Source organism: Prodigiosinella aquatilis (genome assembly GCA_030388725.1).
Taxonomy (GTDB): domain Bacteria; phylum Pseudomonadota; class Gammaproteobacteria; order Enterobacterales; family Enterobacteriaceae; genus Prodigiosinella; species Prodigiosinella aquatilis.
Map to the genome: position 1 here is coordinate 159,672 of CP128857.1, position 13,229 is coordinate 172,900.

The 13,229-nt window shown below is 53.5% G+C and carries 11 protein-coding genes; 7 read left to right on the forward strand and 4 right to left on the reverse strand.

Translation table 11 applies throughout. The features are described from left to right. Positions 1–199: 199 nt before the first annotated feature. The 4 genes from PCO85_00740 to PCO85_00755 are packed head-to-tail and all read left to right on the forward strand — an operon-like array spanning position 200 to position 5,743. Complete coding sequence (locus PCO85_00740) at positions 200–1,618, forward strand: NAD(P)-dependent oxidoreductase (protein ID WJV54056.1); 1,419 nt, start codon at positions 200–202, stop codon at positions 1,616–1,618. Next, complete coding sequence (gene preA / locus PCO85_00745; GenBank protein WJV54057.1) at positions 1,611–2,924, forward strand: NAD-dependent dihydropyrimidine dehydrogenase subunit PreA; 1,314 nt, start codon at positions 1,611–1,613, stop codon at positions 2,922–2,924. The genes PCO85_00740 and preA overlap by 8 nt, the downstream gene beginning before the upstream one ends. A 34-nt stretch (positions 2,925–2,958) precedes the next feature. Continuing rightward, positions 2,959–4,410: a dihydropyrimidinase gene (hydA, locus tag PCO85_00750; GenBank protein WJV54058.1), complete on the forward strand. Its 1,452-nt coding sequence runs from the start codon at positions 2,959–2,961 to the stop codon at positions 4,408–4,410. 46 nt (positions 4,411–4,456) lie between these two features. Continuing rightward, positions 4,457–5,743 carry a Zn-dependent hydrolase gene (locus tag PCO85_00755; protein ID WJV54059.1) on the forward strand — a complete coding sequence of 429 codons (1,287 nt, stop codon included), beginning with the start codon at positions 4,457–4,459 and terminating at the stop codon, positions 5,741–5,743. A gap of 98 nt (positions 5,744–5,841) precedes the next feature. Here PCO85_00755 and PCO85_00760 read toward each other — a convergent pair whose 3' ends face one another. After that, the gene (locus PCO85_00760) at positions 5,842–7,098 is read right to left on the reverse strand and encodes a valine--pyruvate transaminase (GenBank protein WJV54060.1); all 1,257 of its coding nucleotides are present in this window, start codon (positions 7,096–7,098) and stop codon (positions 5,842–5,844) included. Positions 7,099–7,490: 392 nt separating this feature from the next. Here PCO85_00760 and PCO85_00765 point away from each other — a divergent pair, with 392 nt between their 5' ends. Then, entirely contained in the window at positions 7,491–8,699 is a 1,209-nt protein-coding gene (locus PCO85_00765; protein ID WJV54061.1) for an aldose 1-epimerase family protein, read from the forward strand. A 156-nt stretch (positions 8,700–8,855) separates the two neighbouring features. Here PCO85_00765 and ghrB read toward each other — a convergent pair whose 3' ends face one another. The 3 genes from ghrB to PCO85_00780 all read right to left on the reverse strand — a co-directional run bounded on the left by ghrB (position 8,856) and on the right by PCO85_00780 (position 11,169). After that, complete coding sequence (gene ghrB, locus PCO85_00770; GenBank protein ID WJV54062.1) at positions 8,856–9,818, reverse strand: glyoxylate/hydroxypyruvate reductase GhrB; 963 nt, start codon at positions 9,816–9,818, stop codon at positions 8,856–8,858. A gap of 359 nt (positions 9,819–10,177) precedes the next feature. Continuing rightward, positions 10,178–10,609 carry an N-acetyltransferase gene (locus tag PCO85_00775; GenBank protein WJV54063.1) on the reverse strand — a complete coding sequence of 144 codons (432 nt, stop codon included), beginning with the start codon at positions 10,607–10,609 and terminating at the stop codon, positions 10,178–10,180. A gap of 11 nt (positions 10,610–10,620) precedes the next feature. After that, on the reverse strand, positions 10,621–11,169 hold the full coding sequence (locus PCO85_00780; protein ID WJV55953.1) for a DNA-3-methyladenine glycosylase I: 549 nt from the start codon (positions 11,167–11,169) through the stop codon (positions 10,621–10,623). 211 nt (positions 11,170–11,380) lie between these two features. Between PCO85_00780 and PCO85_00785 the strand changes: the two genes are divergently transcribed. Both PCO85_00785 and glyQ read left to right on the forward strand, forming a co-directional pair. Further along, positions 11,381–12,187, forward strand: a complete 807-nt coding sequence (locus PCO85_00785; GenBank protein WJV54064.1) for a sulfite exporter TauE/SafE family protein — start codon at positions 11,381–11,383, stop codon at positions 12,185–12,187. Between the two features lie 118 nt (positions 12,188–12,305). Next, positions 12,306–13,220: a glycine--tRNA ligase subunit alpha gene (gene glyQ / locus PCO85_00790; GenBank protein ID WJV54065.1), complete on the forward strand. Its 915-nt coding sequence runs from the start codon at positions 12,306–12,308 to the stop codon at positions 13,218–13,220. Positions 13,221–13,229 lie beyond the last annotated feature (9 nt).

Below are 13,229 nucleotides of genomic sequence, written 5' to 3' on the forward strand. Positions count from 1 at the left end.
CATAAATCGCATCTCTATCCCTGAAAACTTAACCAATCGGTCAGGATTTTTTGAGCGGTAGGGTGACGCCTCGCTCCGGCCCTGTTCAGGAGATACCTATGAGCAATCGAAAACAAGGCAGCATTGACGATGTTAACCGCCACAAGGCACGACTTCGCTTCCGTTACTCCGGTTTTGTCTCGTCAGAGGAGGCCGAGTGATGAAAGGTCAGATTCCCGTGGGCGTGGACGCGCCAGGCATACACAGCGGTCGGCTGGCCCCGGCGGATTATCTGAGTAGCTTCAGCGACAGCACTGTAGCGCTGGCACCTATTCAGGCGGTGATCGAGGCTGAACGTTGCTACTACTGCTTTGACGCCCCCTGCACCCGCGCCTGTCCCGCCGATATTGATGTACCGAGCTTTATTCACCGTATCGCGCAGGACAATGTGCGTGGCGCTGCCGAAGCTATCTTGCAGGAGAACGTGCTGGGCGGAATGTGCGCCCGTGTGTGTCCGACAGACACCCTGTGTGAACAAGCTTGTGTGCATAATGCGCAGGATGGCAAGCCGGTGCAGATCGGCTTGTTGCAGCGCCATGCCACCGATACCTATTTTGCCAATCCCGGCCAGCCGCTATTCGTGCGTGCGGCGGACAGCGGCAAAACTGTGGCGGTGGTGGGGGCCGGGCCTGCCGGATTAACCGTCGCCCACCATTTGGCAGTGAACGGTCATAACGTGGTGGTGTTCGATGCCAGGCCCAAACCGGGGGGATTGAATGAATACGGTCTGGCGACCTATAAAACCCCCCATGATTTTGCCCAGCAAGAGATTGCCTGGCTGTTGTCAGTCGGGGGTATTGCACTGCGGCTCAATCAACGGTTGGGGCAGGACTTCACGCTGGAGCAACTGCGTACTGATTATGACGCGGTGTTCCTGGGTATGGGGTTGGCGGGGGTTAACGGGCTGGGGATCGATGAGCCGGAACTGGCTGGCGTGCGTGACGCGGTGGATTTTATCGCCGAACTGCGTCAGTCCGATAGTTTCAGCCAGGTGGCGGTTGGTCGTAATGTGGTGGTGATTGGTGGTGGCATGACCGCGGTGGACGCCGCCGTACAGGCGAAAAAACTCGGTGCCCGCGAGGTCACGATAGTGTATCGCCGGGGTGAGACCGAGATGAAAGCCTCGCCCTATGAGCAAGCGTGGGCGAAAAAATGTGGTGTTACATTGCGTTACTGGTCCGCACCGCAGGAAATTCATGGCGAAGAGGGCTGTGTTACCGGCGTCTCCTTTATGGTGATGCAACAGCAAAACGGCGTGCTGGTGGCGAGTGGTGAAACCTTCATATTGCCCGCTGACATGGTGTTGAAAGCTATCGGCCAGACTTATGACGCTGCACCAGCAGGCAAAGTTATGGCACTCAAGGGCGGACGCATTCTGGTAGACGATCAGGGATGCACCTCGTTACCGGGTGTTTGGGCCGGAGGCGACTGCTGTGCGGGGGGGCGGGATCTTACCGTGGATGCGGTACGCCAGGGGAAAATTGCCGCCAAATCCATAGAGTTAGCACTGAAAGTCACCGGGCAGGTGGCAGCTAATGATACGTCTTCACTGACCAACCAGGAGTGTTCTCATGGCTGATCTCAGCACAAATTTTCTGGGCATCAAAAGCCCGAATCCTTTCTGGCTGGCGTCCGCGCCGCCCACCGACAAAGAGTACAACGTGGTTCGGGCATTTGAAGCTGGCTGGGGTGGGGTAGTGTGGAAAACCCTGGGGCTTGATCCGCATGTGGTCAACGTTAGTGGTCCACGTTACAGCACCTTGCGCGGCGCTGATCGCCGCGTGCTGGGCCTGAATAATATCGAGCTGATCACTGATCGTTCGCTGAACGTCAATCTAGAAGAAATTGCCCGCGTTAAGCGCAACTGGCCGGATCGTGCCATTGTGGTGTCGATTATGGTGCCGTGTGAGGAAGCGGCGTGGAAAACCATCCTGCCGTTGGTGGAAGCCACCGGTGCTGACGGTATTGAGCTGAACTTCGGTTGCCCGCATGGCATGAGCGAGCGTGGCATGGGTGCGGCGGTGGGGCAGGTGCCGGAATATATCGAGAGGGTCACCCGTTGGTGCAAGCAGTATTGCCGCTTGTCGGTGATCGTCAAGCTGACGCCAAATGTCAACGATATCCGTTATCCGGCGCGAGCCGCCAGACACGGCGGTGCAGATGCGGTGTCGTTGATTAACACCATCAACTCGGTGATGGGCGTCGATCTCGATTCGATGAGTATTCATCCCAATACCGGCGGCAAGGGTTCTCACGGTGGATATTGCGGCCCGGCAGTGAAGCCGATTGCGCTCAACATGGTGGCGGAAATTGCCCGTGATGCAGAAACGGCCGGATTGCCGATATCCGGCATTGGCGGCATTTCAACCTGGCGTGACGCGGCGGAATTTATCGCGCTGGGCTGCGGTACGGTGCAGGTGTGTACCGCCGTGATGGTGCATGGTTTTCCGATTGTGCGCGACATGATAAGCGGCCTGTCCAATTACATGGATGAGAAAGGCTACCGCACACTGGAGGATTTCCGTGGCCGCGCGGTCGGCAGTGTCACCGACTGGCGCTATCTCAATCTCAATCACGTTGATAAAGCGGTGATTGATCAGTCGCTGTGCATCAAGTGTGGCCGTTGTCATCTGGCTTGTGAGGACACCTCGCATCAGGCCATCACCAGCATGAAACACGGTGAGCGCCATTTCGAGGTGAAAGAAGAGGACTGTGTGGGTTGCAATTTGTGCGTCTCCATCTGCCCGGTGGAGAACTGTATTACGTTGCGTAGTTTGACACCCGGTGAAATGGATGTGCGTACCGGCAAGGTGGTGAGCGATGAGTACGCCAACTGGACCACCCATCCCAATAACCCGATGGCGACCACGGCGATCAACGCTTGAGGCTCGTCTTCACACATAAAGAAGGGAGAAAAGTATGAGTCACAACCTGTTGATTAAAGGTGGCATCGTAGTGAATGCCGACCGTCAGTTCCGGGCCGACGTACTGTGTGTGGATGGCATTATCGTGGCCGTAGGCGAGGATGCCGGTCGGGATGCGCCAAGCGGTACAGAGGTGGTGGATGCCAGCGGTCTGTACGTGATGCCGGGCGGTATCGATCCACACACGCACATGAATTTTCCGTTTATGGGGACCACCACCGTCGATGATTTTTACAGTGGCACCGCCGCCGCGCTGGCGGGCGGGACAACCACCATTATCGACTTTGTCATTCCCAATCCGCAGCAGCCGCTGATGGACGCTTACCGTGACTGGCGCGGCTGGGCGGAAAAGGCCGCGTCCGACTACAGCTTCCATGTGGCTATTACCTGGTGGGGCGATAGTGTGCATCGGGATATGGGGACGCTGGTGCAGGAAGAAGGAGTGAACAGCTTCAAGCATTTTATGGCTTACAAAAACGCCATCATGTGTGACGACGAAACCCTGATGAACAGCTTTCGTCGTTCACTGGAACTGGGGGCGATGCCGACAGTGCATGCTGAAAACGGCGAAATGGTCTACCTGTTGCAGCAGGAGATTCTCAAGCGCGGCATCACCGGGCCAGAAGGACACCCGCTGTCGCGTCCGCCGGAAGTGGAAGGCGAAGCCGCCAACCGCGCCATCGCCATCGCCAATGTGATGGGTATACCGATTTATGTGGTGCACGTTTCCTGTACGAAGTCAGCTGAAGCGATCGCCCGCGCCCGTTCCCGCGGACAGCGTGTGTATGGCGAGGTATTGGCCGGGCATCTGGTGATTGATGACAGTGTGTACCGCGACCCGGATTTCAACCAGGCGGCGGCGCATGTGATGAGCCCGCCGTTTCGGCCGAAAGCGCATCAGGAAGCATTGTGGCACGGCCTGCAATCTGGTCAGTTGCACACCACCGCCACTGATCACTGTACCTTCTGCGCCAGCCAGAAAGCGGCGGGCGGCGACAACTTCACCAAGATCCCCAACGGCTGTGGCGGGGTGGAAGAGCGTCTGGCGGTTATTTGGGATGCCGGGGTAAACAGCGGCCGCCTGACACCCAGCGAATTTGTAGCGATTACCTCCACCAATACGGCGCGGCTGTTCAACATTTATCCGCGCAAAGGCAGTGTTTCGGTTGGCGCGGATGCTGACCTGGTGCTGTGGGATCCTGACGGCAGCAAGACTCTGTCTGCTAAAACTCATCACTCCAGAAACGATTTCAATGTGTTTGAAGGACGCACGGTGAAAGGCATTCCCGCCTATACCGTCAGTCAGGGCGTAGTGGTATGGGGTAATGGCGATCTACGCGCCAAAGAGGGTGCCGGACGTTACATCAAACGCCCGGCATTCGGGCCGGATTTCAGCGCGACGGCGGTATGGGAGCGCGCTCACGCGCCGCAAGGTGTACCGCGTTAATGGTTCGAACAGCGACAGGCTTCATTTCACTGATGAGGAATTTGTTATGAGTAGCGACGTACTATCAGCAACAACCAGCAAGGTGAGCACTTCGGATTTGAGGATTGATGGCGAGCGTCTCTGGCAGTCACTGATGGATCTGGCGGTGATTGGTGCGACCCCGAAAGGCGGCGTGTGCCGCCTGACGTTAACTGATCTTGACCGCCAGGGGCGCGATCTGGTGGTGAGTTGGGGCCAGGCGGCTGGGCTTTCTGTCGAGATAGACAAAATCGGTAACGTCTTTATGCGTCGCCCCGGCCGCAATAATTCGCTGCCGCCGATTGTGGCCGGCAGTCATATTGATACCCAGCCGACCGGCGGGAAATTCGACGGTAACTTTGGCGTGCTGTCGGCGCTGGAAGTGATTCGTACCCTGAATGACCAGCAGATTGAAACCGAAGCGCCGGTGGAAATGGTGTTCTGGACTAATGAAGAAGGCTCTCGTTTTGTGCCGGTGATGATGGGTTCTGGTGTGTTCGCCGGGATTTTCTCGTTGGAACACGCTTATGCCGCAGCAGATACCGCAGGCAAAACCGTGCGGGAAGAACTGGAAAAAATTGGCTATGCCGGGCCAAACGAGCCGGGTGATCATCCGATCGGCGCCTATTTTGAAGCGCACATTGAACAGGGACCGATTCTGGAAGATGAAAATATCACCATCGGCGTAGTACAGGCGGTGCTGGGTATCCGTTGGTATGACTGTGTGGTGACTGGACAGGAGTCTCACGCTGGGCCGACGCCGATGGCGTTGCGCAAAGATGCACTACAGGTTTCTACCCGCATCATGCAGGAAGTGATTGCCATTGCGGAACGTTTTTCGCCACACGGCCGCGGTACGGTTGGGATGGTGCAGGTGTACCCCAACAGCCGTAATGTGGTGCCCGGCAGCGTGAAATTCTCTATCGATTTTCGCAATATCAACGATGAGAAGGTTGATCTGATGGATGCGGCATTGAAGCATTTCACTCGCCAACTGATGGCAGAAACCGGTCTGGATATCAGCATCACGCAGGTTTCCCACTATCCGGCGGCACCTTTTCATGCTGAGTGCAAGGACGCGGTGCGCAACGCGGCACAGGCGCTAGGCTATTCTCATCAGGATATTGTTTCCGGGGCCGGGCACGATGCGGTGTATATGAGTATGCTGGCACCCACCGGCATGATTTTCATCCCCTGCAAGGATGGTATCAGCCATAACGAAATCGAGTACGCCTCACCGGAACATGTCACGGCTGGCGCCAATGTGTTGCTGCACGCGATACTGGAAAAAGCGGGCGTAGCAGGAAGAGGATAAGTATCGCTTATAGTGCAACCCCACGTTTCTGCCCTGGCGAGGCAGCGTGGGGTTTGTCGTTGGCCTGAGACGTGGAAGGGTGGCTTCGTTTTCGGGCACTACCCTGCTGTTTCCCGCAGCGCCCGCTCTACTTCCTCCGCCAGAATGGCAATCCCCTGCTCGATTTTTTCCGGTTCCGGTACGTAGTTCATGCGCAGGCACTGGTGAGCATGCGGCCACTCCTGTTCCAGACCGGGAAAGAAGTAGTGTCCCGGCACCATCAATACACCGCGCCGCTTCAGTCGCTGGTATAACACTTCGGTGGTGATGGGAAGATCCTTAAACCATAGCCACAGAAAGATCGCCCCTTCTGGCTTATGAATCAGGCAACGCTCGGCGGGCAGATAACGGCGGATGATGCTAATCGTCTGCTGAACGCGTTGCTGATAGAACGGGCGGATAACATTTTCAGACAGACGTAGCAGATCGCCGCGTTTAATCATTTCATGGGCAATCGTCGGGCCAATCGAACCGGGCGCCAGACTGATGATGCCATTCATATTGCCAATGGCGGAAATCACCGCTTCAGCAGCAATCACAATGCCGCAACGGGAGCCGGGTAAGCCCAGTTTGGACAGGCTCATGCACAGGATAATATTTGGATTCCACAGCGGTGTGGCGTCGCTGAAGATAATACCGGGGAACGGTACGCCATAAGCGTTATCAATCAGCAGTGGAATCTGATGCTGTCGGGCCAGGCTATCCAGATGCCGCAATTCGTCATCGGTCAGCACGTTGCCGGTAGGGTTGGTCGGCCGCGATACGCAGATCAGGCCAATATCATCGGTAATGCGCAACTTTTCGAAATCAACGTGGTATTTGAATAGTCCTTCCGGCAGGCGTTCAATCTGCGGACGTACCGAGACAAACATGTCTTCATCGAGCCCTGAATCTGCATAACCGATGTATTCCGGTGCCAGCGGAAACAGCACTTTGCGCAGGCCACCATTTTCATCATGTCCGGCAAACAGATTAAACAAGTAGAAAAATGCGCTTTGACTGCCATTTGTCAGGGCAATATTCTGCGGCTTAATGTCCCAACCTTGTTCGTCGCGCAGCATGTCAGCCAGGGCATTCAGCAGCGTATCTTTCCCTTGTGGCCCATCGTAATTACATAAGGCTTCAGTTAATTTTCCTTCCGCCAGCAAGTCGCGGCAGAGGTGCTGAAAGTAATCATCCATTGCCGGAATATGTGCCGGATTCCCGCCGCCAAGCATGATGGCGCCGGGCGTGCGCAATCCGTCATTCAGATCATCCATCAGCTGAGTGATGCCGGAATGACGGGTGAATTTTTTGCCAAAAAGAGAGAAGTTCATCGATTGTCAATAAAATGTGAAACATGAGTAAACCGCAACCATAACGCTTGTGTCACATTGGTGCAATGTGGAGACAAAATAATCTGCTTCCGCATTTTGCTGAAGTTGTCACAAAAAACGACATGAAATGCTGAACAGCTACATAGCTTGCGAAACATGATCAGGCGAAGAATATAGAAAAGCTGAATCCGCGTCAGCTTTTGCCGATCTATATCCCATTCTGCTGCAATTAACTTAAATATATTTAACAAATCTGTGACTACCATCTGAAATAATAGCTTGAAAAATGGCAGTTATTCATCTGGTGATAGTAATCACATTCTGAAAGTGCGCTGATTTGTAGTCTTTGGTTTCCACAAGCTAAATCAATTCAGCAAAAAAGGACGCATGGGATGAAAAAATTACTGGCAATGGGTATTTCTCTGGCATTGGTTTCCTGGCAACTCTCCGCGCAGACTTTTGTGCTGACGGATACTAAAACCAATGTGGAAAAGGGCAACTGGCATATCAACAGTGATGCCATGAAGATTAAGGATCAGCACTTCAGCATTGAGCAAACAGTCCTGCACGGCGGACGTCAGGAAGGCAGTAAAATCATTACCATCACCAGCCCGAATGGGTTGCAGATTACTCTCAGCCCGACCCGCGGCATGGATATATTGCATGTGATTGGCAAAAAAATCCGTCTGGGCTGGGATTCACCGGTGGATGAAGTGGTGAATCCCAATACTATCAATCTGGAAAGCCGTAACGGATTGGGCTGGCTGGAGGGCTTCAACGAAATGATGGTGCGTTGTGGCTATGAGTGGACGGGTCACCCGGTTACCAGCGATGGCATGATTTACACGCTGCATGGCCGCGCGGGAAACACGCCGGCTTCTACAGTGATCGTGGATGTTAGCGACAAGGCGCCACATCAGATTACGGTGCGTGGTCTGCTGAAAGAAAACAGTTTTAAAAAATCCAACCTCGAAACCTGGACCGAACTACGCTATATCCCTGGCAGCGAGTCCTTCACCATTCATGATGTGTTGACCAACAAATCTGATTACACCCGCGACTATCAGATTATCTATCACAGCAACTTTAGCTCGCCGATTCTGGAGCAAGGGGCGCGTTTTGTAGCACCAGTAAAAGATATTTCGCCATTTAACGATTACGCCAAAGCGGGTCTGAAAGAGTGGCAGGTTTATAAAGGCCCGACTAAAGACTTTGATGAAATGGTATTCAACATCCAGCCTTATGCGGATAAAGACGGTAAAACCATGGCGGCACTGGTTAATCGTGCCGGAGATAAAGGCGTATCCATTGCGTTTGATACCCATCAGCTACCGGTGTTGACGTTGTGGAAAAACACGGATGGCAAAAGACAAGGTTATGTGACGGGTATTGAACCGGGTACCAGCTACGCCTATCCGGTGACCATTGAACGCAAACAGGGTCGCGTAAAACATCTACAACCTGGTCAGAGTACAGTATTTGAACTGACCTATAGTTTGCTGAGCAGCCCGGCGGCGGTGCAGAAAGCCGAGCAGAAGGTGAAAGCGATTCAGGGTGATCGCACGACTACCCTGACGGAAACACCGATCGCAGTGGAATGATGGGCAATTAATACGCTGACTTCTCTCTGCTAAGGAATGCACACATTTCCCCTGATCGGGAACACAAAAACGAAGCCTCCCCGGTTCAAAGGGAGGTTTTGTTTGATGGTAAAGCGTTCATCGGGTTGTCAACGCCGGCCCAAGAGGAAGCTGAATTTATTTCAGCACTTGCGGGTTGACGCAGTTCTCTTTCACGTTTCCGCTTAGGGCGGCGATCAGGTTATCGACCGCGCAGGCCGCCATACCGTAGCGGGTTTCATGGGTCGCCGAACCGATGTGCGGCAATGCCACCACGTTAGACAGTTTCAGCAACGGTGAATCTGTCGGCAAGGGTTCCTGTTCAAAAACATCCAGACCGGCGGCGAGAAGTGTACCGTTGGTCAATGCCTCAATCAGCGCCTGTTCATCCACCACCGGGCCGCGGCCAATATTGATCAATATCGCACTGGGCTTCATCTTGGCCAGTTTCTCATGGTTGATCAGATGATAGGTCTGTTCAGTTAGCGGTAGGGTGATACACAGAAAATCTGACTCAGCCAGCAGCGTATCCAACTCGCAATAGCGAGCGCTAAAACGGGTTTCCACTTCCTGATGATGGTGGCGGGCGTTGTACAACACCGGCATGCTGAAGCCAAAATGAGCCCGCTGCGCGACCGCCAGCCCGATACGTCCCATGCCCAGAATACCGATGGTTTTATGGTGCATATCTACGCCAAACCAGCTGCTGTCAATACTGTCTTGCCACTCACCGGCCTTGACCCGCTCGGCCACTTCAACAGTTCGGCGCGCCGTCATCAGCATCAGTGTTATCACGGCATCAGCGACGGTTTCCGTCAATACTGTCGGCGTATGCATCAGTACCGCGCCTTTTTCACTCAGTGCCGTGACATCAATATTGTCGTATCCCACTGAAATGGTGGAGACGGCCCGCAGGCGTGGCAGATGGGCCAGAAATTCCCGCGTTACATTGGCGCTCGAACCGATCAGACCTTCAGCCTGCTGTAACACAGGGTGATCTGTGGGCGGCAACCCATCAAAGGCGGTGACGGTAAAATGTTGTTCCAGACGAGCACGTAAATCATCAGGAATGCTTCTGTAGAGGATAACGCCAGGTTTCATTATTCACTCCGAAAGATTGAGGTAGTTAAGAACCCGTCCCAGCGGAGGCTAATGCCCGTGGGGCTCAGAAAGATAAATCATATCAGGCATGATGGGGGCGCTGGCGAGATACTGCAAGTGGGTCTGTGGGCGAGAATGGCATCGGGTGACAATCCACTTTTGTTATCCTGTTTTCTCTTCTCTTGAGCCGCCGGGTTTCTGAAGGGGGACAACGAGACGGATTCCACGGACAAACCGGTTCTCTGGTCGTGTGAACGTGAGTTTGAAGGTGGCGCTATTCATGGCAACATTCCCTATGCCAGACAAGGGGGAAAACTGGGTAGACGGTATTGTGAGGCAGTGGCAAAAAATAGGAATAATTAGTTTTTATGCCATTGCTGAATCAGCAAGGTTGCCTGGGTTTCCCGTTGAAAACTTTCCTGTACGATCACAAATCCGTGTTTGCGGTAGAATGCGCAAGCACGGTGGTTTTGTTGATAAACTTCCAGACTGAGAATGGGAAAGTGCTGTTGAACCTGTTTCATCAAGGCTGCGCCGACGCCCTGGCCGTAAAAGCGGTGATGCACAAACAGCGCGCCAATGAAACGTTGATCCATTACGCTGATAAAGCCCCCGATACCTTCCTGTTCTTCATATACCCAGGTTTGTGACCGGGGAATATAGTGATTGCGTACTAACTCAAGGCTTTCCTGCCAATAATGCGGCGAGATAAACGGATGGGCCAGCGTGGTGCTTTCCAGCCAAAGTGGCAGCAACGCGGCTAAATCCTGTGGTTGATATTTCCTGATCATAAATACTGTCCTTAGCGGAAAACGCAGTCTGTCATATGGTCGTTGACTAATCCTCCGGCTTGCATGAATGCATAACAGATTGTGGAACCGATAAACTTAAAACCGCGCTTTTTCAGCGCCTTCGACATGGTATCGGAAAGTTCGGTTTTGGCAGGGACTTCTGCCAGCGTAGTGTAATGGTTGATGATCGGCTGATGGTTGACGAACGACCAGATAAAGTCGGAAAAAAGCTCGCCCTGTGTTTCCATCGCCAGCCAGGCGCGGGCGTTACTGATGACAGCTTCTATTTTCAATCTGTTGCGGATAATGCCACTGTTCTGCATCAATTCCTGCACATCTTCCTGTGTCATCCGGGCGATCAACTGGGGAGTAAACTGGTAGAAGCAGCGACGATAGTTTTCTCGCTTTTTGAGCACAGTTATCCAGGATAACCCGGCTTGTTGCCCCTCCAGACATAACAATTCAAACAGCTTTAGGCTATCGGTACAGGGTTTTCCCCATTCTTGATCATGATAATCCTGATACAACGTATCCTGCGTAACCCAGCCACAACGTTTCACGATAATTTCCTTATGCTTGTTTAGCCTGTTATGCGGTTGCCATTTTGCGACGATGTTGCTATTGATCATGGCCGGTGTGGGTTTTGCCAGCCGAGCGGTTAGTCGTGCATTAATGATTACTTGAACTGAACGCAGATGCAACTGATCCCCCTCGGCAACAATCATAATGCTGATTTATTTTGATTTGAAAGAATGACAGGAGGGGATACTAATGGGAATGGAGTGGATACTGGCCTATCTGGCACTGGGTGCCGTGGTCGGATTTATGGCTGGATTACTCGGGATCGGTGGGGGTGGCATTATGGTGCCGATACTCACGGCGTTGTTTGCCATTCAAGGTGTGCAGGAAACGCATCTGGTGCATATGGCTCTGGGAACCTCAATGGCGGCCATCGTGGTGACCGCCATTTCCAGTCTGCGCACTCATCACCAGTATCAGGCTGTGTTGTGGCCGGTGGTATGGCGGATTACGCCGGCGATTTTAATCGGTACTTTTACCGCAACCTGGTTGGCAGCACTACTTCCAACACAGGTGCTGGCTATTTTTTTCTCCTGTTTTATGGCTTACGTCGCGTTGCAGATGGTATTGAACATAAAACCCAAACCTAATCGGCAGTTACCCGGTATGGCAGGTATTTCATTGGCGGGTCTGAGTATTGGCGGCATTTCCGCCCTGGTGGCGATTGGCGGCGGTTCATTAACAGTCCCTTTTCTTACCTGGTGCAACGTGCGTATTCAGCAGGCAATTGGTACTTCGGCGGCGGTCGGGCTGCCGATTGCGCTGTCCGGGGCGCTGGGTTATATGATCAACGGCTGGTCGGCAAGTGGACTGCCTGCGTATAGTCTTGGCTATGTCTCTCTGCCGGCGGTGGTATTGATTTCTGCCGTCAGCTTTTTTACCGCCCCAGTGGGTGCCAGGCTGGCGCATCGCCTGCCGGTAGCTACCTTGAGAAAGGTGTTCGCCGGGTTGCTGGTATTGCTCAGTCTGAAGATGTTGCAAACCGTATTCAGTGGCTAGGTTCCTTAAAAATCCTCATCAGGATGAAGTTGTTGCCGCATTCTGGCTGTATATCTTGCATTCAGAGGGTATACTGGCGCCTTCATTATAAATCCACTTGTACGCGTGCGAATCCAACATGCAAAAGTTTGATACCAAGACCTTCCAGGGCCTGATCCTGACGTTACAGGATTACTGGGCGCGTCAGGGCTGCACCATTGTCCAACCGCTGGACATGGAAGTTGGCGCTGGAACTTCCCATCCTATGACTTGCCTGCGGGCGATCGGCCCGGAGCCGATTGCCGCAGCTTATGTGCAGCCTTCCCGTCGTCCTACCGATGGCCGCTACGGTGAAAACCCAAACCGGTTGCAACACTATTACCAGTTCCAGGTGATTATTAAACCCTCACCGGACAACATTCAGGAACTGTACCTCGGTTCACTGAAAGAACTGGGGCTGGACCCGACTATTCATGACATCCGTTTTGTGGAAGATAACTGGGAAAACCCGACGCTGGGTGCCTGGGGACTGGGTTGGGAAGTGTGGCTGAACGGCATGGAAGTTACGCAGTTCACCTACTTTCAGCAGGTGGGCGGTCTGGAATGTAAGCCGGTTACCGGTGAGATCACCTACGGTCTGGAACGTCTGGCCATGTACATTCAGGGTGTAGACAGTGTGTACGATCTGGTGTGGAGCAATGGTCCGCTAGGTACAACCACCTACGGCGACGTGTTCCATCAGAACGAAGTGGAACAGTCCACCTACAACTTTGAATATGCCGACGTGGATTTCCTGTTCACCTGTTTTGAACAGTATGAAAAAGAAGCCCAGCAGTTGCTGGCGCTGGAAAATCCACTGCCGTTACCGGCTTACGAACGTATTCTGAAAGCGGCTCACAGCTTTAACCTGCTGGATGCCCGCAAAGCCATTTCCGTTACCGAACGTCAACGCTACATTCTGCGTATACGCGCCCTGACCAAAGCGGTAGCCGAAGCTTATTATGCCTCCCGTGAGGCGTTGGGCTTCCCGATGTGCAATAAAAAAGAGAGCTAAGAGGCCGTC

What these genes read in the sequence shown, in the direction of transcription:
- PCO85_00740 (WJV54056.1), top strand. Translation starts at nt 200, where the DNA reads ATGAAAGGTCAGATTCCCGTGGGCGTGGACGCGCCAGGCATACACAGC.
- preA (WJV54057.1), top strand. Translation starts at nt 1,611, where the DNA reads ATGGCTGATCTCAGCACAAATTTTCTGGGCATCAAAAGCCCGAATCCT.
- hydA (WJV54058.1), top strand. Translation starts at nt 2,959, where the DNA reads ATGAGTCACAACCTGTTGATTAAAGGTGGCATCGTAGTGAATGCCGAC.
- PCO85_00755 (WJV54059.1), top strand. Translation starts at nt 4,457, where the DNA reads ATGAGTAGCGACGTACTATCAGCAACAACCAGCAAGGTGAGCACTTCG.
- PCO85_00760 (WJV54060.1), bottom strand. Translation starts at nt 7,098, where the DNA reads ATGAACTTCTCTCTTTTTGGCAAAAAATTCACCCGTCATTCCGGCATC.
- PCO85_00765 (WJV54061.1), top strand. Translation starts at nt 7,491, where the DNA reads ATGAAAAAATTACTGGCAATGGGTATTTCTCTGGCATTGGTTTCCTGG.
- ghrB (WJV54062.1), bottom strand. Translation starts at nt 9,818, where the DNA reads ATGAAACCTGGCGTTATCCTCTACAGAAGCATTCCTGATGATTTACGT.
- PCO85_00775 (WJV54063.1), bottom strand. Translation starts at nt 10,609, where the DNA reads ATGATCAGGAAATATCAACCACAGGATTTAGCCGCGTTGCTGCCACTT.
- PCO85_00785 (WJV54064.1), top strand. Translation starts at nt 11,381, where the DNA reads ATGGGAATGGAGTGGATACTGGCCTATCTGGCACTGGGTGCCGTGGTC.
- glyQ (WJV54065.1), top strand. Translation starts at nt 12,306, where the DNA reads ATGCAAAAGTTTGATACCAAGACCTTCCAGGGCCTGATCCTGACGTTA.